General features: G+C 59.4%; 16 protein-coding genes and 1 pseudogene. 9 read left to right on the top strand and 8 right to left on the bottom strand.

Annotation, left to right across the window (positions count from 1 at the left end; translation table 11 throughout):
- The 5 genes from CIB54_RS08965 to gdhA all read left to right on the top strand — a co-directional run bounded on the left by CIB54_RS08965 (position 1) and on the right by gdhA (position 5,843).
- Positions 1 to 1,218 (top strand): MFS transporter, encoded by a 1,218-nt coding sequence (locus CIB54_RS08965; RefSeq protein WP_101219570.1) that lies wholly within the window; start codon positions 1 to 3, stop codon positions 1,216 to 1,218.
- 39 nt (positions 1,219 to 1,257) lie between these two features.
- Positions 1,258 to 2,487, top strand: a complete 1,230-nt coding sequence (locus tag CIB54_RS08960; protein WP_101219569.1) for an aminotransferase class I/II-fold pyridoxal phosphate-dependent enzyme — start codon at positions 1,258 to 1,260, stop codon at positions 2,485 to 2,487.
- A gap of 23 nt (positions 2,488 to 2,510) precedes the next feature.
- A complete protein-coding gene (locus CIB54_RS08955; protein WP_101219567.1) occupies positions 2,511 to 3,356 on the top strand; it encodes a hypothetical protein in 846 nt (281 codons plus the stop codon).
- Positions 3,357 to 3,404: 48 nt separating this feature from the next.
- A complete protein-coding gene (aepX, locus tag CIB54_RS08950; RefSeq protein ID WP_101219565.1) occupies positions 3,405 to 4,295 on the top strand; it encodes a phosphoenolpyruvate mutase in 891 nt (296 codons plus the stop codon).
- A 210-nt stretch (positions 4,296 to 4,505) separates the two neighbouring features.
- A complete protein-coding gene (gdhA, locus tag CIB54_RS08945) occupies positions 4,506 to 5,843 on the top strand; it encodes an NADP-specific glutamate dehydrogenase (protein WP_101219563.1) in 1,338 nt (445 codons plus the stop codon).
- Here gdhA and CIB54_RS08940 read toward each other — a convergent pair.
- Positions 5,840 to 6,337, bottom strand: coding sequence for a GreA/GreB family elongation factor (locus CIB54_RS08940; protein WP_065952132.1), 498 nt, complete (start codon positions 6,335 to 6,337; stop codon positions 5,840 to 5,842). The genes gdhA and CIB54_RS08940 overlap by 4 nt on opposite strands.
- Before the next feature lie 55 nt (positions 6,338 to 6,392).
- Complete coding sequence (locus CIB54_RS08935) at positions 6,393 to 6,749, bottom strand: hypothetical protein (RefSeq protein ID WP_101219561.1); 357 nt, start codon at positions 6,747 to 6,749, stop codon at positions 6,393 to 6,395.
- A gap of 427 nt (positions 6,750 to 7,176) precedes the next feature.
- Between CIB54_RS08935 and CIB54_RS08930 the strand changes: the two genes are divergently transcribed.
- Entirely contained in the window at positions 7,177 to 7,467 is a 291-nt protein-coding gene (locus CIB54_RS08930) for a DUF3077 domain-containing protein (RefSeq protein ID WP_065952134.1), read from the top strand.
- A gap of 64 nt (positions 7,468 to 7,531) precedes the next feature.
- Here the strand turns inward: CIB54_RS08930 and CIB54_RS08925 are convergent, their stop codons facing one another.
- The 4 genes and pseudogenes from CIB54_RS08925 to CIB54_RS08910 form a co-directional block, all read right to left on the bottom strand.
- Positions 7,532 to 8,617, bottom strand: a complete 1,086-nt coding sequence (locus CIB54_RS08925) for a type I restriction endonuclease (protein WP_065952135.1) — start codon at positions 8,615 to 8,617, stop codon at positions 7,532 to 7,534.
- A 236-nt stretch (positions 8,618 to 8,853) separates the two neighbouring features.
- Positions 8,854 to 9,165: pseudogene (locus tag CIB54_RS08920) on the bottom strand (chorismate mutase).
- Positions 9,166 to 9,317: 152 nt separating this feature from the next.
- Positions 9,318 to 11,171: an Lnb N-terminal periplasmic domain-containing protein gene (locus CIB54_RS08915; protein WP_101219560.1), complete on the bottom strand. Its 1,854-nt coding sequence runs from the start codon at positions 11,169 to 11,171 to the stop codon at positions 9,318 to 9,320.
- 92 nt (positions 11,172 to 11,263) lie between these two features.
- On the bottom strand, positions 11,264 to 11,752 hold the full coding sequence (locus tag CIB54_RS08910; protein ID WP_003194274.1) for a DUF3015 domain-containing protein: 489 nt from the start codon (positions 11,750 to 11,752) through the stop codon (positions 11,264 to 11,266).
- 266 nt (positions 11,753 to 12,018) lie between these two features.
- On the opposite strand from CIB54_RS08910, the gene CIB54_RS08905 reads away from it, so the two are divergent.
- Both CIB54_RS08905 and CIB54_RS08900 read left to right on the top strand, forming a co-directional pair.
- A complete protein-coding gene (locus tag CIB54_RS08905; protein ID WP_065952137.1) occupies positions 12,019 to 14,457 on the top strand; it encodes a Lon protease family protein in 2,439 nt (812 codons plus the stop codon).
- Positions 14,458 to 14,756: 299 nt separating this feature from the next.
- On the top strand, positions 14,757 to 15,074 hold the full coding sequence (locus tag CIB54_RS08900; protein WP_101219558.1) for a PA4575 family protein: 318 nt from the start codon (positions 14,757 to 14,759) through the stop codon (positions 15,072 to 15,074).
- 7 nt (positions 15,075 to 15,081) lie between these two features.
- On the opposite strand, the gene CIB54_RS08895 is transcribed toward CIB54_RS08900, so the two are convergent.
- Positions 15,082 to 16,902: a hypothetical protein gene (locus tag CIB54_RS08895; RefSeq protein ID WP_101219556.1), complete on the bottom strand. Its 1,821-nt coding sequence runs from the start codon at positions 16,900 to 16,902 to the stop codon at positions 15,082 to 15,084.
- A gap of 165 nt (positions 16,903 to 17,067) precedes the next feature.
- Between CIB54_RS08895 and CIB54_RS08890 the strand changes: the two genes are divergently transcribed.
- Positions 17,068 to 17,556, top strand: a complete 489-nt coding sequence (locus tag CIB54_RS08890) for a TIGR00645 family protein (protein ID WP_057724985.1) — start codon at positions 17,068 to 17,070, stop codon at positions 17,554 to 17,556.
- A 15-nt stretch (positions 17,557 to 17,571) separates the two neighbouring features.
- On the opposite strand, the gene CIB54_RS08885 is transcribed toward CIB54_RS08890, so the two are convergent.
- The gene (locus CIB54_RS08885; RefSeq protein ID WP_101219554.1) at positions 17,572 to 19,011 is read right to left on the bottom strand and encodes an ArnT family glycosyltransferase; all 1,440 of its coding nucleotides are present in this window, start codon (positions 19,009 to 19,011) and stop codon (positions 17,572 to 17,574) included.
- Positions 19,012 to 19,117: the final 106 nt, after the last annotated feature.

Genomic DNA, 19,117 nt, shown 5'->3' with positions numbered 1-19,117 from the left:
ATGAACACCCTGAAGCAAACCGCAGCCCCGTCGTTGTCGCCGCCTGACTCGGCAAGCGTGCGTCGCCGTTCCCTGGTGGCCGGTTGCGGCGCGCATGCCGTGCACGACGGCCTGACCGATGTCATCTACGTGCTGTTGCCGATCTGGCAAGCGCAATTCGGCCTCAGCTACGCCCAGGTCGGCCTGTTGCGCGGTGCCTATGCGGGCATGATGGCCGGTTTCCAGCTACTGGCCAGCCGCGCTGCGGCGCGCTGGGGACGCGAACGTCTGCTGGTGGGCGGCACTGCGCTCGCGGGCCTGGCCTACCTGCTGGCCGGCCAGGCCGGTGGGCTGGCGGTGCTGCTGGTGGCGCTGCTGCTGGGCGGTCTGGGTGCAAGTACGCAGCACCCCCTGGCTTCGTCGCTGATCACCGATACCCACGAGGCGGGCGGGGGCGTCAAACAAGCGCTGTCGCAATACAACTTCAGCGGGGATATCGGCAAGACCCTGATCCCGGGGTTGATCGGCCTGTTGCTGGCGGTTATCAGTTGGCGCGCCAGTGTCACCCTGCTGGGTGTACTCGGGCTGCTGGCGGCCGGCCTGTTGTGGTGGCTGATCCCGGCACGCACCGAGGGTTCGGCGGCGCCGGTGAAAGCCACCCGCGCGGGCGGCGGCGGCGGTTCCGCGAGCGGGCTGCGCGCACTGATCGTGACCGGCACGCTGGACAGCGCAGTGCGCATGGGTTTTCTCACGTTCCTGCCGTTTTTGCTCAAGGCCAAGGGGGCCGGGCCTGCGGGCATTGGCCTGGCGCTGACGATGCTGTTCGTGGGGGGCGCCTTCGGCAAATTGTTGTGCGGTTACCTCGGTGCGCGCATCGGCATGATGAAGACGGTGTGGGCCACGGAGTTCACCACGGCGGTGCTGATCGTCATGGCGGTGTACCTGCCCTACGCCGGCTTGATGGTGATGTTGCCGCTGCTGGGGCTGGCGCTCAATGGCACGTCGTCGGTGCTGTACGGCGCGGTGCCGGACCTGGCGGGGCCGGGCCGGCGCGACCAGGCGTTTGCAGTGTTCTACACCGGCACCATCGGTGGCGGCGCATTGGCGCCGGTGCTGTTCGGCAGCCTCGGAGATACCACCGGCGTGCCCGTGGCCGTCTTATTGCTGGCCGCCACCTTGTTGCTCACCTTGCCGCTGTCCTGGCGGGTTCAGCGAGGGCTGGAGGCCCAGGCCCGGTAGGGCGAACGAATTTTTCAGCGTGTTCTGGCAGGTATAACAATGAATAACAGTGAACCGTCTGCCGTGTCATTGCCGTTGTCCCGGCGTGCGCAACGCCTCAGCGCACCGGGCACGTCCAGCATGCGCAGCAAAGCCAATGCCTTGAAAGAAGCCGGCGTCAACGTGATCAATTTTGCCGCCGGTGAATTGACCTTCGATGCCTGCCCGGCCATGAAAGCTGCTGCAAGCGATGCGCTGGCCAATGCGCGCAACCGCTATACGCCGCCCATCGGCTTGCCCCAGTTGCGCCAGGCGCTGGCGCAGCGGGTCACTCAGCGCTGCGGCGTGAACTACACCGCCGATGAAGTCGCCGTAACCGCCGGTGCCAAGCAGGCGCTGTATAACGCCGCAATGGTACTGCTCGATCCGGGGGATGAGGTCATCGTTGCGGTGCCGTACTGGGAAACCTTTCCCACCCAGATCCAGCTGGCCGGTGGCGTTCCGGTCTATGTCGACACGGCAGCCGATGACTATCGCCTCACCTGCGCGGCAGTCGAAAACGCCCTGACCTCACGCACCCGCATGATTGTGATCAACACCCCGAACAATCCGACGGGCACGGTTTATCAGCGCGAACAACTGTTGGGGATCGCTCGGCTCGCGTTCGAACACCGGCTGTGGGTGGTGTTCGACGAGTGCTACCGCAAGCTGGTGCGCGCGCCCCATGAACATCACAACATCGTCTCGCTGTTTGCGCCGCTCAAACACCAGACGGTGCTGGTCGATTCGTTTTCCAAGAGCCACGCGGTCACTGGCTGGCGGGTAGGGTATGCGTGCGCGCCCGCGGCGGTCATCGCCGCCATGCACAACCTGCAGGGGCACACGACATCCAACCCCAGCAGCCTCTCCCAATACGCCGCGCTCGGCACCCTGATGGCGGACGCGCCGCACTTTACCCGCCAGGTCAACGCCTTCCTCGACCAGCAACTGCTCGCGGCCTGCACTTGCCTGGGGCATATCGATGACATCACCTGCGCCCCGCCGGAAGGGGCGTTCTATCTGTTTGTCGATGTGTCGCGCAAATTGGGTGGCCGCTACCTGGGCACCGTTATCCGTGATGTCGACCACCTGGCCGATCTGTTATTGACCGAGGCCCATATCGCGGTGGTGCCCGGCTCCGGCTGCGGCGACCGCAACAGTATCCGCATCTCCTACGCCGTTGAGCGTGAAGCGTTGATCGAAGGCCTCACGCGCTTCGCGCGCTTCATGGCAGAAATCGTTGCGCACTAACCCCACCCAAAAGGATATGAGCCGTGGAAAATCTGAGCCGCCAATTTATCGGGTACGTGAACCAGGCGCTGGTGGATGTCGAGGACCGACATCTGGCCCAGGCCCTGCTCAGCGGTTTCAACCGCCAGCCTGCCGAGCTGGACAGGTACTGCGAGACCTATGTCGACATGACTTCCAGTAACTGGAGCGAGTCGTCGCTGTGTACGTTCTTCTGCGGCTGGCGCAGCCCGGACGGCGCCGCCCATGCTGTCTCAAGCATCATAGTGCGCATTCTCCAGGAGTCGGCATCCCTGGCCGACGACGCTCGGCTGCAGATGCTCGACGCGGCGGCGCACTGTGGCGAGATCATTGTCGAGGACATCGGATTGGGCGAAATGCACGGGCATCCGCACCACTCCAAGCTGTATTACCGCATGGCTTCGGCGATATGCGGCTCGGATGAATGGCGCCTGCAGGACAAATTCCTGAACCCGATCACCAAGGAATTTTCCGGCTGGGTTGGCGAAAAACGCCCGTTGGCGCCGCAGCTCATTGAGGCGCTGGAAATGATGGCCATGACGGAGCTGTTCAACACCGGCGAATACAACCTGATGACGCCGTTATGGAAGCAGTGGTTGCGCGATGTGCGCGGCTACAGCGCCGGTGAGGCCAGCCGCGTGGCGAGCTTTCTCAGCGTGCATTGCGGCAGCGTGGAAGCGCGCCACTTCAAGCATGCGGCAGAGGCGTTGCGGTTGTACGCCAGCGCCACCGGGCAGGCCGTGGATTACAGCCGTATCGCGCGGCTATCCGGGGAATACGTGGCCAGGGCCTGTGAGCATCTGCAAAAGATGGCGTCGGTGCTCAAGTGTGAACAGCCCGCCTGGGATTGAGGCGGCCCGATAACCCCCGTTGTGCCGCTGACCTGGAGCCTGAACCTTATGATGGACACCGAAGCGCGCCGACGCCCTCTGTCGGCGCTACTGGATAGCACCCGTTGCCTGCGCGTACTCGAAGCCCATAGCCCGATATCGGCGTTGCTCGCGCAGCGCGCCAGGCTGGAAATCAGCCCCGGTCATACGGTGGGGTACGACGCCATCTGGTCCAGTTCGCTGACCGACTCGACCCAGCGCGGGTTACCCGATATCGAAATTCTCTCGCCCAGCAACCGCTTGCTGGGGATCCGCGAAATATTCGATGTGTGTTCGCTGCCGCTGATATTCGATGCCGACACCGGCGGCAAGCCCGAACATTTCGCGATTCATATCAAGATGCTGGAGCGTGCGGGTGTCTCGGCGGTGGTGATCGAAGACAAGTGCGGCTTGAAGAAGAACTCGCTGTTCGGTACCGAGGTCGACCAGGCGCAGGAGCCCATCGATACCTTTTGCGCCAAGCTCCAGGCCGGTTGCGCCAGTCGCACCGGCTCGGGGCTGATGCTGATCGCACGGTGTGAAAGCTTGATCCTCGATCGCGGTATGGAAGAGGCGATGGCGCGGTGCCTGGCGTATGTAGAGGCGGGGGCGGATGGCATCATGATCCACAGCCGCAGACAGGATGGCCTGGAAATCCTCGAGTTCGCCAGGCAGTTTCGTCGGCAACGGCCCAAGGTTCCGCTGATTTGTGTGCCCACCAGCTACGCTCACCTGAAGTTCGAGGTGTTGGAGCAGGCAGGTTTCAACGCGGTGATTTACGCCAATCACATGTTGCGCAGTGCCTATCTGGCTATGCGCGACACCGCGGTGGGCATACTCGCCCATGGCAGGACCCTGGAACTTGAGCCGCGCTGCCTGGGCATCGAGGAGATACTCGACCTGGTGCCCGGGACGCGCTAACGCGATGCGCGGGGCTGTCGTACAGCCTTTCACTCATTGGTGCATGTGTCGGGTTGAAATCCCCGTTTCAGGGCGAAAATCGCTGTTTATTTATACAAATGCACCATTTAAATTCATAAAGGCGACATTTTGCCCTGTCGCGGTGCGAAATGAATTGATAAAGTCCGGCTCAATCTCTGTTTAACAACAATCATTTTGCCGAGACTTTTCATGAGCGAATCCGTCGAATCCTTCCTTGCCCACCTCAAGAAACGCGACCCCGACCAACCGGAATTCCATCAGGCCGTAGAGGAAGTCCTGCGCAGTCTGTGGCCGTTTCTTGAAGCCAACCCCCATTACCTGGCCTCGGGCATCCTGGAGCGCATGTGCGAGCCGGAACGCGCCATTACCTTTCGGGTGTCGTGGGTGGATGACCATGGCAAGGTCCAGGTCAATCGCGGTTTCCGTATCCAGATGAACAGTGCCATCGGCCCGTACAAGGGCGGTTTGCGCTTCCATCCCTCGGTGAACCTGGGCGTGTTGAAATTCCTCGCCTTCGAGCAGACCTTCAAGAACTCCCTGACCTCGTTGCCCATGGGCGGCGGCAAAGGCGGTTCGGACTTCGATCCCAAGGGCAAGAGCGACGCCGAAGTGATGCGCTTCTGCCAGGCGTTCATGAGCGAGCTGTACCGCCACATCGGTGCGGACGTGGACGTACCGGCCGGCGATATCGGTGTGGGCGCACGGGAAATCGGCTTCCTGTTCGGTCAGTACAAACGCCTGGGCAATCAATTCACGTCCGTCCTGACCGGCAAAGGCATGACGTACGGCGGCAGTCTGATCCGTCCGGAAGCCACTGGTTTTGGCTGTGTGTATTTCGCTGAGGAAATGCTCAAGCGCCAGGGCCAGCGGGTCGAGGGCAAGCGCGTGGCGATCTCGGGTTCCGGCAACGTGGCGCAATACGCGGCGCGTAAAGTGATGGACCTGGGGGGCAAGGTGGTTTCCCTGTCGGACTCCGAAGGGACGTTGTACGCCGAAAGCGGTTTGACCGAGGAACAATGGTCGGCCCTGCTGGCGCTGAAAAACGTGCAGCGTGGTCGTATCAGCGAACTGGCCGAGCGTTTCGGCCTGGAGTTTCGCAAGGGTCAAACCCCCTGGGCGCTGGCGTGCGATATCGCGCTGCCCTGCGCCACCCAGAACGAACTCGACGCCGATGCTGCCCGCACACTGTTGCGCAATGGCTGCATCTGCGTGGCCGAAGGCGCCAACATGCCGACCACCCTTGAAGCGGTGGATATCTTTATCGACGCGGGCATTCTGTTCGCGCCGGGCAAGGCATCCAATGCCGGCGGCGTGGCCGTCAGTGGCCTGGAGATGTCGCAGAACGCCATGCGCCTGCTATGGACCGCAGGTGAAGTGGACAGCAAGCTGCACAACATCATGCAGTCGATCCACCATGCCTGCGTGCACTACGGCGAGGAAAATGGCCGGGTCAACTATGTGAAGGGCGCGAACATCGCAGGCTTCGTCAAAGTCGCCGACGCGATGCTGGCCCAGGGCATCGTCTAGACGTCGGGTTCGATGCCCAGCACTTCGATCAACTGATCGCCGACCGGCCGTCGCCACAGCACCTCGTCACCCACCTGGGCGCCCAGCAACGCGCGGCCCAGGGGCGAACCCCAGTTGATCAGGCCCGCGTTGGCGTCGGCCTGATCTTCGCCGACCAACTGGATGCGCTGCTGCTCGTCCTGCTCGTTGGCGAAGGTCACCCAACTGCCGATCTGTACCTTGTCGATAGCGGTGGCCGGCGCAACGACCTGGGCGCTGTGTACACGCTGGTTGAAGTAGCGCAAATCCCGCTCAAGATCGGCCTGGCGTTGCTTGTCTGCCTGCTCGCCCTTGGCGGATTCGTTGCTGTATGCCTGCTGCAATTGCGCCACCTTGGCCTGCAGTTGCGCCAACCCTTGCGCGGTCAGGCGGTTGGGCTGTTCGCTGACCTGACGCTCCACCGGCTGGTCGGCCTGGGCGGCAGCGTTGTCCTCATTTACAAAAGCTCGGCTCATGACGTTCTCCTTCAATGGAGTTTGGGCCATGTTCACCGCCAGATCGTTCCCACGCTCATTGCGAGCGATAGGCTTTGGCCGCGTCACGGTCTTTTTCCTCCTGCCACTCGTGCTCGCGATCGTTCCTGCGGTTGTCCTGATACTCGCGCAGTTCCTCGTTCTCACGCATGGCTTTGCACTGGCGGAAACCGTCTTCCCAGCCTTCGGCGTAGTGCCGATCTTTCAGATAGCGTGGCACGTTCTTGCGAAACTCGCCCGTGATCACCCCGGCGGCCTGGCGACCGCTGCTGCAGCCGTCGTCAAAGCCGTCAGCGAAGGCGGGTGGATAACCCTTGGCCAGCAACTCCTGATGGGTTGTCTGGCAGCCCGTCAGCCACACCACTGCACACAGCATTAGCGCATACCGCCACATGGCGTACTCCCTGGCCGATCCACGGCTGATAGGGAGAGTCTAGAAGGGGATTTGTCTGAGGGGGGTGAAAGATGTGTGAGAAAGGTGTTGGTTAAAGGGCCATCAACGACGCTTCGCTTTAAATTGCAGGACATTTCCTAGAGAATCTCTAGTCTATTGCGCCTTAAGGTTTGGGTTACTAGTCTCCTGGCTTCGCTGTGAAAACGGCGTCCGGGTTTAGCGACCCGAACCACCGAGACTCATCCTCTTTACACCCTTGGCTGGCGAATTTTTTGCCTGCTGATACCGTGTTATGGCGGCTGTGCGCGGGAGATCTTCGGATCTGCCGGGTGTCTAGGTGACCGGTTCGCTAACCCGCGTACAGCTGCCACCCCTTCATGTTTAGCGACGTGCTGTGGTGGTCCTTTATTTCACTTAGAGGTACACCATGTCTAAAGTCATTCCTGATCCACCTCTGTCGTCAATCACTACCCTCGGCGTCGTCACCTTCGGCGATTACGGCGAAAACGAAAAGCCGCTATTCCGTGTCAATTCCGGCATGCCAATTGATGAGGCGCTGGAGCATGCCTCTACCTTGCTTTACTACTCCAAAAAGCTTGCCATGGAGGCCGCAATGGATGTGCGTGGCGAGCAATATGCGTGGGCTGCGCATTACTTGTGTGAGATGGGCAAAGCAGTAGTGGATGACCTGAGCCAAGCGATGACACCCGCGAAGTAAAACAGCATTACCCTGTGGCGAGCTCGCTCGCCACAGTTTTAACTTCGGTCTGTCGGTGTAGACTTTATTCGTAATAACCCACTGTCTTTTTTAGCTGGTCGGCGTATTCGTAAATCTCGTCAATGGATGAAATAGCGTGTCGGGTCTCATTCTTTTCTTCGTCGAATACCCCGAGGTACTTTTGGCTACGATTGAAGTGGAGTCGGCAGATGGGCTTACGGTTGTTATCGTCCAGTAATATCCCAAAATAGCTTTGGGTATCACGTTGAACGATTCGTTTGGCATCGACAACTGAGCGCACGACAGCGCGGACGATGTGGTAACCCTCCAGCTCTTCAAGGGTTGTGAGAATTTTATCTTCTGCTTCGTTTTGTTCCTGTATGGCTGCATTCGTGCTGTTCGCGATAGACAATGACGTTAGGGTCGGCTGAATTGCACCACTCATTGCAGACTTAAGTCGCTCATTAATTTGATCATTCAAAAATTGAGCTAACGCTTTTCGTGTCAGTTCGAAAAATTGCTCACGTACTTTCTGCGTGATTACTCCTTCGTAAACACGGGACGCGAAGAACTTCACGAAGTCGTCTTCTGGTTTACTGATTTGGGCGCCAATGAGCTTCTTGAGTTGGCTGACGTATTTCAATTCTCCCGCTGCGCTGATGATTGAGTCGACATCGAAGGCCGATTTGGTAAGTTTTATCAGCTCTGGTACGGAGTATTCATCAATGTCCAGCAGATCCAGCTCTAGAAATGGCTTTTCGTCCATTTTATTAGGGGCGTCCAGGTCTGTAAAAAATCTGTAGACCTGGCCGTTGGTAAGAATTGAGATTCTTGCACTCGTGACGTGAAAGTACCGAAAGAGCTGCGAAGCGTGATTAATGCTCAATGACTCGCCGATCTTTTTGCATTCGATGAGTATCTGAACTTCGCCATCTTTCATGATTGCGTAGTCGATTTTTTCACCTTTTTTCGTCCCGACATCGCAGACAAATTCGGGCGTCACCTCCTGTGGGTCAAACACGTCGTAACCCAACACGGTGTTGATAAAAGGCATTACAAAAGCATTTTTTGTAGCTTCTTCCGTCTGGATGGCGGCGCCTTGCAGGCGCACCTTTGACGCCAGACTGGTGAGTTTTTCAAGAAATTCCATATAAGCCTCTTACCCTATTCGGATCCGTGTATAGAAGTGGTGGCAAATTGATTGCCATCCGATACTAGACACAAAACCTCATAAAGAGAATGAAGTGAGAGGTAGTTTGTTTCGACTGAAAAAAGCTAAAAAGGCGTCTGAAATTTCCGGCCTATTTTTCAATGAGTTACGAGAGTGCTATGAATCAGTGCTTGCAGGCAAAAGGCTGATAATCCTGAGCAGCTTAGATGGATGGATCAGTTTCGTGGTTTGCGAGCGTTGTCCAGCACAGCATATTCAGCCAATTCTTGCTGGATAAACGCCGTAATCATCGCGCGATATACCTGCTCAGTAACCTCAGGGTTGGCGCCGAGTACCTGGGATAACCCCCGCACCTTGGCGATCACCTGTTCAACTCGTTGTGGCGCCTTGACGCCATCGGTGTCGTTTTTGAAGCGTGCGGCTTGGGAGACCTAGTGGCCATGTTCGGCGATCAGAGTGACTATTTGTTGGTCAAGGAGGTCGATGTTATTGCGGACTTCTTCGAGGGTAGTGCAGCGAACGGCCATATTGAGTGAGCTCCTGATTATGCGAGCAATGCTAATAAAATGTGGGAGGGGGCTTGCCCCCGATGGCGGTGTGTCAGTCAAGCTTCCCGTCACTGACACTCTGCTATCGGGGGCAAGCCCCCTCCCACATTTGGATTTTCACCAGGCTTGAGTCAGTAGTGGTACCACTTCACTTCGAGCATCACTTCATTGACCGGCGTCGACAGGTGGCTGTACTCGCGCTGGGCGCTCAGGCGCAGGCCCAGGTTGCGTGACAGTTCCCATTGCTGGTTGAGGCTGATGCTGCGCCGCACTTCGCCATTGGTGAAGAAATCACCCTTGGCTTCCAGGCTCAGGTTGCCCAGTGGGTTCTTCCACAACACGCCGGTATTGAAGCCGGCAGCGGGGGAGATGGCTTCGCTGAAGTCATTGTTGTGTTCCACCCGCACGGTGCCGAGGGCGAAGCCGAGCATGTCGTCCGAGAGCTGCCAGGTGCCACCGGCGCCGCCGTTGACGTGGGCCACCAGGGTTTCGTCGTCATGTTTGCCCGGCACCCGCTCCAGGCCGCCGGTGACTTGCCAGGACCACGGCTGCAACAGGGCGTTGCGCGGGGTCAGGGAGCGGATGGTGGCCAGGTCCAGTTGCTGCAATTGCCAGTGGTTGCCTTCGTACTGGCGCAGTTTCATCTGCAGGATTTCGATTTGTGCGCCCAGGGGGAAGCCTTCGGCGTTGTCGTTGAGGTCGTGATAGGCCATGCGCAGGCCGTATTCGCCGAAGGCTTTGTCGCCACGGATGCCGATGCCGGCCTGCCAGGTGCGCGACTCATGGCCGTTTTCCGGCAGGCCGGGCGGGGTGATCTTCAGGTCGGGCGCCGGGTTCTGATTGATCGCGCGCAGCAGTTCGAAGCTGCGCTGGGAGCGTGCGGTGTCGCGTTCCAGGCCGTTGGCACGGTAGCGGCCGAGGCGATAGGCGGCGTCCACCACCAGGGCCTGGCGCTCGCGAGGCAGCGCCTTGAAGGCAGGCTCCTGCAACTGTTTCTGGTCATCGCTGATCTTCAGTACCCATTGCTGCTCATCGCTGTCGAGCGGTTTGGCGCGCTCGAGCAGCTCGCGTTCGCGGGACGGACGATAGTCGATCTTTTCCACCAGACCCGCGTCCTTTACCGCTTTGACGGTATCGGTCGGGATCGCGGTGAGCGGGAATTGCTCGGTCAAGCGCAGGCCGGGGCGCGCCACTTGCAGCAGTTCCAGCAGGCGGTAGGAGCAGTTTTCATCGAAGAAGAAGTAGTCGAACTGGATCTGTTTGAGTTCCCACACGTGCTCGACCATGCGCTTGGTCTCGACTTCGGTGAGGTTCAGGCGGTATTCCCACAGGTCACGGTTTTCCAGGCTGCGGTATTCGGAGAGTTTTTCCTGGTAGGGCACCAGGGCGAACAGGCCGGGATAGCCGCCCATCAGGCCCTTCCAGGCATACAGAATGCTGTTGTCCGAGCCTTCGATATAGGCGCCGAAGTTGATTGCGTAGCTGAGCAGGGCGGTGTTGTTGCTCTGCACGTCGGCCTGGTCGATGCGCAGCAGGGTGTGGCCGAACATCGACGAGGGGCTGTTGAGGTACGCCGCTGGGAAAATCATCACCGCGCTGTGGGGCGCGACGTCCGAAAACCATTGTTTGAACTCTTTGCAGTCCACGGCAGGCAGGTCGGTCAGTTGCAACTGATCCTTGAGCCAGCGGGTGCGGGCGGGGTAGACGCATTGGGCATGTTTTTCGCCCAGGCTGGCCGGTGCGTAGAGCGCATCCACAGTGGCCTTGAGTTCGGCGTCCGGATGATGCGCGCCGTCAGCGGCGAGAAAGAATTTCTTGTCGCTGACATAGCTGCGCCAGCCATTGATCTTGCCGGCCTCGTAGTGCCCCAGCGAAAGCCAGAACGGATCATTGGCCAGTTGCTGCAAACGTTGATCGTCGAGGTGCGGGGCCGCGTGCAGCGGGGCGCAGGCGAAGAGAGCCAGGCAAGCGAGGCGTTTGAGCATGGGGGCTACTTAAGTCGGACTGAAAAAAAGACCCAAGGGGGACAGGTCGAAAAAACAAAACCCGCGCCTCGAAAGACGCGGGTGGGTCGAGCTTAAGCCTGGGTAGCGTATTTCGCCAGACGGGCATCGCTTTTCAGTACGGCAATGGTGTTGTTGTGCACGTCATCAGCAGTCACGTCAGCCTTGCTGAAGATCTGCTGGAAGTGCTCGTGGGTCACGGCCGCGAAGTGATCGCGATCTTCCGGAGCCACACCCAGTACCACCGCGTAGGTGGTCAGTGCTTCGCCGTTGCCTTTGGCCATGTCTTCGGACAGCTCGTTCATCATGCCATTCATGGCAATCCAGGACTTGCCGCCGTAGGTCAGGGCGCTGTTGGTGCTGCAACCGTTGGTGCCCGAGGTCATGCCGAAGGTGGCGTTACCCGAGGTGCCGTTGGTGGTGGAAGCCAGGAAGTGAGCAGGAGTACCGCGCTGGCCTTCAAACAACATGTTGCCCCAACCGCAGTTCGGGCCACCTGGTGCTTCTGCCATTGCATTGAGGGAGACGACGGTGAAGAGAGTACCAAGAAGGATCCGTTTCATAGCTTTGTTCTCTTTGTGTGCAAACCAATGGACAAGGGTTCAGGCGCTTCGCAGCACCCTAGGGGCCAGTTATTAGTCCAACCCGCGCAGTTTGGAGTTTAGGCACGTTCCCTGGGTTCCGTGAGTTTTTATAAAACATTCAGTCTTGAACGATTTTTTTGTGGGACGCGTACCGTGGCTATGCTTTCCCAACAGCGCGCCTTGCCAGAGCGCGCAACCGAGAGCCAGAATGCCCCCATCTGCCCCGCCTGATGTAAGGAAGCCCGATGCCTGATCCTGTTGCTGCCAGCTTGCGTCTAGCGCCCGAAGCGCTGACTCGCCCTTTCTCCGCTGAACAGTTCAGCTTCTCGACCACCAATGATTTGGAGCCCTTTCGCGGTGTGCTTGGCCAGGAACGTGCGGTTGAAGCCTTGCAGTTCGGTGTGGCCATGCCACGCCCCGGTTACAACGTGTTTGTCATGGGCGAGCCCGGCACCGGTCGCTTTTCATTCGTCAAACGTTACTTGAAGGCCGAAGGCAAACGCCTGCAAACCCCGTCGGACTGGGTTTATGTGAATAATTTCGACGAGCCGCGCGAACCGCGCGCGCTGGAATTGCCAGGCGGCGGCGCTGCAGCGTTTATCACCGATATCAACGCGCTGGTCGACAACCTGGTGGCGACCTTCCCGGCGGTGTTTGAACACCCGACGTATCAACAGCGCAAAAGCGCCATCGACCGGGCGTTCAACCAGCGTTATGACAAGGCCCTGGACGTGATCGAGCGCCTGGCCCTGGAAAAAGACGTCGCGCTGTACCGCGACAGCTCCAACATTGCCTTCACGCCGATGCTTGACGGCAAGGCGCTGGACGAAGCGGAGTTCTCGCAACTGCCGGAAGCCGACCGCGAGCGCTTCCACACTGATATTTCCGAGCTGGAAGAGCGCCTCAACGAAGAGTTGGCGAGCCTGCCGCAGTGGAAGCGTGAGTCAAACAACCAACTGCGCCAGTTCAACGAAGAAACCATCACCCTGGCCCTGCAGCCTTTGCTTGCGCCACTGTCGGAAAAGTACGCGGAAAACGCCGCCGTCTGCGGTTACCTGCAGGCCATGCAGGTGTATCTGCTCAAAACCGTGGTCGAGCAATTGGTCGACGACGCCAAGACCGATGCCCAGGCGCGCAAGTTGCTCGAAGAGCAATACTGCCCAAGCCTGGTGGTGGGGCATTCGCTCAACGGCGGCGCGCCGGTGGTGTTTGAACCGCACCCGACCTACGACAACCTGTTCGGCCGTATCGAATACAGCACCGACCAGGGCGCGCTTTACACCACTTATCGTCAACTGCGCCCGGGGGCGTTGCACCGCGCCAATGGCGGTTTCCTGATTCTTGAAGCCGAGAAAATGCTCAGCGAGCCGTTTGTGTGGGATGCGCTCAAGCGTTCCCTGCAATCACGCAAGCTGAAGATGGAGTCGCCGCTGGGCGAACTGGGACGCCTGGCCACCGTGACCCTCAACCCGCAGATGATTCCGTTGCAGGTCAAGGTGATCATCATCGGGTCGCGCCAGTTGTACTACGCGTTGCAGGACGCCGATCCGGACTTCCAGGAAATGTTCCGGGTGCTGGTGGACTTCGACGAAGACATCCCGATGGTCGACGAAAGCCTGGAGCAGTTCGCCCAGTTGCTCAAAACCCGCACCTCGGAAGAAGGCATGGCGCCGCTGACGTCGGATGCGGTGGCGCGGCTGGCGACTTACAGCGCACGCCTGGCCGAACATCAGGGCCGTTTGTCGGCGCGCATCGGTGATTTGTTCCAGTTGGTCAGCGAGGCGGACTTCATTCGTCACCTGGCGGGCGACGAAATGACCGATGCCGGGCATATCGAGCGCGCGCTCAAGGCCAAGGCCACGCGCACCGGCCGCGTGTCGGCGCGGATTCTCGATGACATGCTCGCCGGGGTAATCCTGATCGACACCGCCGGTGCCGCCGTCGGCAAGTGCAACGGGCTGACGGTGCTGGAGGTCGGGGATTCGGCGTTTGGCGTACCGGCGCGGATTTCCGCCACGGTGTACCCGGGCGGCAGCGGCATTGTCGACATCGAACGTGAGGTCAACCTCGGTCAGCCGATTCACTCCAAGGGCGTGATGATCCTCACCGGTTACCTGGGCAGCCGTTACGCTCAGGAATTCCCGCTGGCGATCTCGGCCAGCATCGCGCTGGAGCAGTCCTACGGTTACGTGGATGGCGACAGTGCTTCCCTGGGCGAGGCCTGCACCTTGATCTCAGCGTTGTCGAAGACGCCGCTCAAGCAGTGCTTTGCCATTACCGGCTCGATCAACCAGTTTGGCGAAGTGCAGGCAGTGGGCGGGGTCAACGAGAAGATCGAAGGCTTCTTCCGCCTGTGCGAAGCGCGCGGGTTGACCGGTGAACAGGGCGCGATCATTCCCAAGGCCAACGTGGCCACGCTGATGCTCGACGAAAAGGTATTGCAGGCGGTGCGCGCCGGGCAATTCCATATCTATGCGGTGCGCCAGGCGGATGAAGCGTTGAGCCTGCTGGTGGGCGAGGATGCCGGTGAGCCGGATGCGGAAGGGCAGTTCCCGGAAGGCACGGTCAATGCGCGGGTGGTGGAGCGCTTAAGGGCAATTGCCGAGATGATCAGCGAGGAAGATTTGAAGGAGGCAGAGAAAGAGCTGGCGCAGCAGGCTTTAGCGGAGGCCAAACCCACCTGATCCATGAAGCTTGATGAGATCAAAAATGTGGGAGGGGGCTTGCCCCCGATGGCAGTGTGTCAGTCTCAATATTTTTGACTGATCCACCGCCATCGGGAGCAAGCCCCCTCCCACAGTTTGATCTGTTTTTGTCATTAAATTGACAGGTGCCTGGAGAGAATGTCCGTTGGTCCCTACGAGCTTGGTTTGTCGCGTTTTTCTTCTATTCTCAATATCAGGGATATCCGCAGGAGTCGCAGGATAGAACCAGCCTCGCCTTTGCGCTGGGGCTGAACGCCGAACTACCGGGGGTCGCCGCCATGTCGTGCAACCTTTGCCTTACCCGCCAGTGCCTGGGTCTGGAAACCCGTATCGAATGCTCCATTCGCCCCCTTGCCGGGGAGAACGGGCTGTGGACGTTGTTATTTGCCGCAGGCATGTCGGGCGAGCAGCCCTCCACGGTCAAGTCTCAAGGCCCGTTTCACGGGCCGTTCGTGGCGCAAACCATGTTGGCTTCCATAGTCGACAGCCTGACCCTGCACGGTTACGAGCAATTGGACGAGCCGCAGATCTGGTGCCTGCACCTGCAAGCCCATCTGCGCCAACTCAACGGCGGCCAGGAGCGGTTGGCCCTGTAATTCGGGGCTATTTGCTTTCCGGTTTGTCCAGTTTCACCTCAAAGCCATATTGCACGGTGTTGAGGTCAGTGCGCTGGTAGCTTTCCAGGGTGGTCGGCTGGCCATAAAAATAATGCACATCAAACAACGCCGTACCGTATTCCTCGGCGCGGTGGCTCACGCCGAGAATTTCCTTGAGGTAGTTGCCGCTCGCATCCCTGGCGTAGAAGCGCCAGCTGTCGGCGGGGAACGCTTGCTGGTCGACGATCAGCGCGTTGTCCTTGAGCGAAAGGCCCTTGGGCAATTGGTTGACGTCAATCGCGGCCTTCTCGATGGTGGCAAGAAACAGCGGGACCGAACCGACCACAAACGCCGGGGTCTCCGGGAACAGGTTGAGGTCATAGGTCAGCGTGCCGCTGGCCGCGTTCAGCTCGTAGGCCTCGGTCGGCAACTCGATGGGGTCGCCGCGCTCGCCCTTATCGTCTGCGGTGAAAAAGGTGATCGGCGCGGCGCTGTTATTGCGCTCGGCGCCGACCAGATCGTCGTTGAAGGTGAAAGGGTGGTCGAACACGATTTTCGCCGCACTGGCGTCTTCGGTCGATTGGCTGATGGTCACGCTGTTTTTCAGCTGATCTTCAGTCATTGACGCGTCTTTGAGCCAGCTGGCGGCAGCGTCGTCATACACCGTGACCGGCATCGGCAAGGGTTGCACGCTCTGTTGCAGGCTGTTTTTATCGAAGCGCATTACCGGCAGGTCCAGCGCCCTGCGGGTTACGGTGGCCTTGGAAAAGTCCAGGACATTCACCTGCAGGGTATCGATCAAACCGTTGAAATACACCTTGGCGTAATGGCTGTTCTGTGTGTGTTCGAAGGTTTTTTGCGCGTCGGTGAGCTGTTTATCCAACGCTTCGGACCAGGCCTTCTGCTGTTGCAGCTGCGCCAGCTGTTTCTCGTAGAACGCCACTTGCGCAGCGCTTTCGTTGATTGAGCCTGAGCGGGTGAGAAATTGCCCGGTGCCGTCCCGGGCCTGTACCAGCAGCGGGTTGGGCGAGTCGTCGCCCAGCTCGGTGGCCAGCGGCTGGCTGTTGGTCAGTTCGATTTCGGCGTAATTCTTCTCCAGCGACAACAGCTTGAGGCTGATATTGCCCTCGGTGCGTGAATGACCGACGTCGTTTTTTGCCAGGTCAAAGGTCAGCACCCTGCCCGGCGCGGCGACTTCAATCGTGCCTTTAAGGCTGACAGGCTGCGGCTGGCTCTTGTTTTCCGTCTCGATGCCCTCGATGAACGGGTAGGTCACCGTCAGGTCGTCGGGGTTGGTCAGGTTGGAGCTGCTGGGGCTGAGCTGGATGCCGGGGTCGGTTTCCGACCACTCCGGCTGGAAGGGAATGACTTTGTTGTTGCTCAAGGTCACCGACTCCCACTCCAGGCCATGGGGGAAGGGGAATTGCTCGGGAGCGTTGAACGTGAACGGGAAGACAGGCTGCAAATCCGTCAGGTAGTCGGAATGAGAGGCCCGGCGCAGGACGAACAGGCCGTTGATATAGGTGTCCACCAAGGCCTGGGGACTCGGGTAATGCTTGAGCAGGGCCAGGCTGTCTTCGCCGTATTCGGCTTCGACGGGCTTGGTGTCGAGCTTGATGCGCGCACGTTCCAGCAACAGCAGCGAACCACCAAGGTCGGCGATGACGTCGCGCAGCTTGGGGTCCTGGATGCTGTCCAGGGACTGTTCGAACTGGGTGGTTTTCTCTTCGAGGGTGGCCTGCTTCTGCTCTTCTTTGGGGGAGCAGCCGCTGGCCATCAGCAACGCCGCGCACAGGCCTAGACTGGCCAAAGGGAATCGCACATCCATTATCTGAGTTTTCCTGTCCGACATCATCGAGCCGAGTGAATGGTCTCGACACTAGCAGAAAAATCCTCTTACAGATGCCACTTGGCTCAGTTTTCTCGCGGTGACAGGCGCCGGGTAGCCACTGGTATACTCGGCACCATTTTTAGCCAAGCTGTGTGAGATTCAATGGAACGCTTTATCGAAAACACGATGTATGCCGCGCGCTGGCTGCTGGCGCCGATCTATCTGGGTTTATCCCTGGGGTTGCTGATCCTGGCGATCAAGTTTTTCCAGGAAATCATTCATGTGATTCCCAATATTTTCAGCTTGCTGGAGTCGGAGGTGATCCTGCTGCTGCTGTCGCTGATCGACATGGCCCTGGTCGGTGGCTTGCTGGTGATGGTGATGATTTCCGGCTACGAGAACTTCGTCTCGCAGCTGGATATCGATGAGAACAAGGAAAAGCTCAACTGGCTGGGCACCATGGACTCTTCGTCACTGAAGATGAAAGTGGCGGCCTCCATCGTGGCGATTTCCTCCATCCACCTGCTGCGCATCTTCATGGACGCCAAGAACGTCGATCCGCAACACCTGATGTGGTACGTGATCATCCACATGACCTTCGTGGTCTCGGCGTTTGCCATGGGTTACCTGGACAAGCTGACCAAACACTGATGACGCGCGCCGGCCTTACTGCTCGACGAAATAGTAGGGCTGGCGGTTGATCGTCATGTGCTTGACCACGGTGACTGCCTGATTGAGCCGATCGGTATGATCCAGCAGCGCAACGTTGCCGGGTTTGGCGCTGAGAAAGGCGTGCAATTGGGGCTCTGTCTGCAGAATCGGCAGATACGCACGCAGATAGAACACACTGGCGCCGGCGATCCGTTCATTGGGTTGGAACAGCGCCACCTCTTTACCTTCGTCCTGCAGTGTCTGGACCTGACTGATCACGGGCACGAATGACTGGCGCACATCGGCTTTGGGTGCGAACCAGAAGGCGGCGCTGAGGTAGCAGGCGATGGCCAGGGTGAATACACCGCCGATGATCTGTCGGTGGTAGCGGTAGAGTGCCGGTTTGTGTTGTTTGACCCACTCCAGCAGCACCCGCGCATATTCCGCCGCTAGTACAGCGGCGGCCGGAGTCAATGCCATCAAGTAGACGGTGCGTTTGCTCGAGGCCAGGGTCAGCAGGGTAAATTGCGCCACCAGCCACACGCTGAAAAACAGACGGTAGCGGTTGCGCACCAGGCTCTTGCGAAAGTGCCACAGGCCCAGGTACACCAGGATGTTCCATGGCAGGAAGGCCTCAGGCAGTTTGACCAGGTAGTAATAGAACGGCTCGTAATGCCCGGCTTCCACAAACGAGCCGCTGAAGCGCCCGACACTGTTGGTCCACAGCACTTCGCCGACCGCCTGCAGGCCGCCGCGCTGAAACAGAAACCCCAGCCAGATCAGCAGCGGTATCAGCGCCAGCAGCGTGAACAGCGCCGGCTTGAGCCAGTCGCCGATACGCAGGCGCTTATCCATCAGGCTGATGCAGGCCAGGTAGACAAACATCACAATCCCCGGCATCGCCAGGCCCAGCACACCTTTGCTCAACGTGGCGATGACCATCCCCGCCGTAAACAATGCCCACGCCCAGGCGGTGGAACCCTGGCGCTCGGCCTCGGGGCGCACTGCCTGATAGAACCCCAGCAACGCTGCGGTCACGCCCAGGCTGAGCAGTGAATCCTCACCCACTCCTCGCACATTGCCCCAATAGCTGGCCATGGTCGCCAGGATCAGCGCAGCGCTGAACGCCAGCGTTGTGGGCCGTCCGAACCGGCGCAACATCCCGAAGAGCAACATCACGCTGAACAACCCGGCAAAGGCCGACGCCAAGCGCACGGCCCCGGTGCTCGCGCCAAACAGGCGAATCGCCCCGGCGTCCAGCCAAAGGCTCAATGGCGGTTTCTCCAGAAAAGGCTCACGAAACAGACGCGGCACCACCCAGTCATTGTCCAGGTGCATGGCCATGGCAATCCCGGAGACGCGGGCCTCGGTGGAACCTTGCAGTTCATGGTTGCCAAGGGCGAAGAAAAACAGCAGACCAACGAGCAGGAGCAGCAGGGGAACGGGACGCGTCATCGAGTGGCTACCGGGCAGGGGACCGCTCGGGGGAGCGGGCATGGCTGCCGGCTAGTATAGGGAGGGGTTTCTTAACGGTTCGTGAACGAGTGTGGGGTTTTTCTGC

It is taken from the genome of Pseudomonas fluorescens (assembly GCF_002837185.1).
Lineage (GTDB): Bacteria > Pseudomonadota > Gammaproteobacteria > Pseudomonadales > Pseudomonadaceae > Aquipseudomonas > Aquipseudomonas fluorescens_AM.
The sequence above is the reverse complement of the archived record's forward strand: the minus strand, read 5'-3'. Positions and strand labels throughout refer to the sequence as shown.

Bases quoted from the DNA above. Each gene is read 5' to 3' on its own strand.
- CIB54_RS08965 (WP_101219570.1), top strand. From the start codon at position 1: ATGAACACCCTGAAGCAAACCGCAGCCCCGTCGTTGTCGCCGCCTGAC.
- CIB54_RS08960 (WP_101219569.1), top strand. From the start codon at position 1,258: ATGAATAACAGTGAACCGTCTGCCGTGTCATTGCCGTTGTCCCGGCGT.
- aepX (WP_101219565.1), top strand. From the start codon at position 3,405: ATGATGGACACCGAAGCGCGCCGACGCCCTCTGTCGGCGCTACTGGAT.
- gdhA (WP_101219563.1), top strand. From the start codon at position 4,506: ATGAGCGAATCCGTCGAATCCTTCCTTGCCCACCTCAAGAAACGCGAC.
- CIB54_RS08940 (WP_065952132.1), bottom strand. From the start codon at position 6,337: ATGAGCCGAGCTTTTGTAAATGAGGACAACGCTGCCGCCCAGGCCGAC.
- CIB54_RS08935 (WP_101219561.1), bottom strand. From the start codon at position 6,749: ATGTGGCGGTATGCGCTAATGCTGTGTGCAGTGGTGTGGCTGACGGGC.
- CIB54_RS08930 (WP_065952134.1), top strand. From the start codon at position 7,177: ATGTCTAAAGTCATTCCTGATCCACCTCTGTCGTCAATCACTACCCTC.
- CIB54_RS08925 (WP_065952135.1), bottom strand. From the start codon at position 8,617: ATGGAATTTCTTGAAAAACTCACCAGTCTGGCGTCAAAGGTGCGCCTG.
- CIB54_RS08915 (WP_101219560.1), bottom strand. From the start codon at position 11,171: ATGCTCAAACGCCTCGCTTGCCTGGCTCTCTTCGCCTGCGCCCCGCTG.
- CIB54_RS08910 (WP_003194274.1), bottom strand. From the start codon at position 11,752: ATGAAACGGATCCTTCTTGGTACTCTCTTCACCGTCGTCTCCCTCAAT.
- CIB54_RS08905 (WP_065952137.1), top strand. From the start codon at position 12,019: ATGCCTGATCCTGTTGCTGCCAGCTTGCGTCTAGCGCCCGAAGCGCTG.
- CIB54_RS08900 (WP_101219558.1), top strand. From the start codon at position 14,757: ATGTCGTGCAACCTTTGCCTTACCCGCCAGTGCCTGGGTCTGGAAACC.
- CIB54_RS08895 (WP_101219556.1), bottom strand. From the start codon at position 16,902: ATGGATGTGCGATTCCCTTTGGCCAGTCTAGGCCTGTGCGCGGCGTTG.
- CIB54_RS08890 (WP_057724985.1), top strand. From the start codon at position 17,068: ATGGAACGCTTTATCGAAAACACGATGTATGCCGCGCGCTGGCTGCTG.
- CIB54_RS08885 (WP_101219554.1), bottom strand. From the start codon at position 19,011: ATGACGCGTCCCGTTCCCCTGCTGCTCCTGCTCGTTGGTCTGCTGTTT.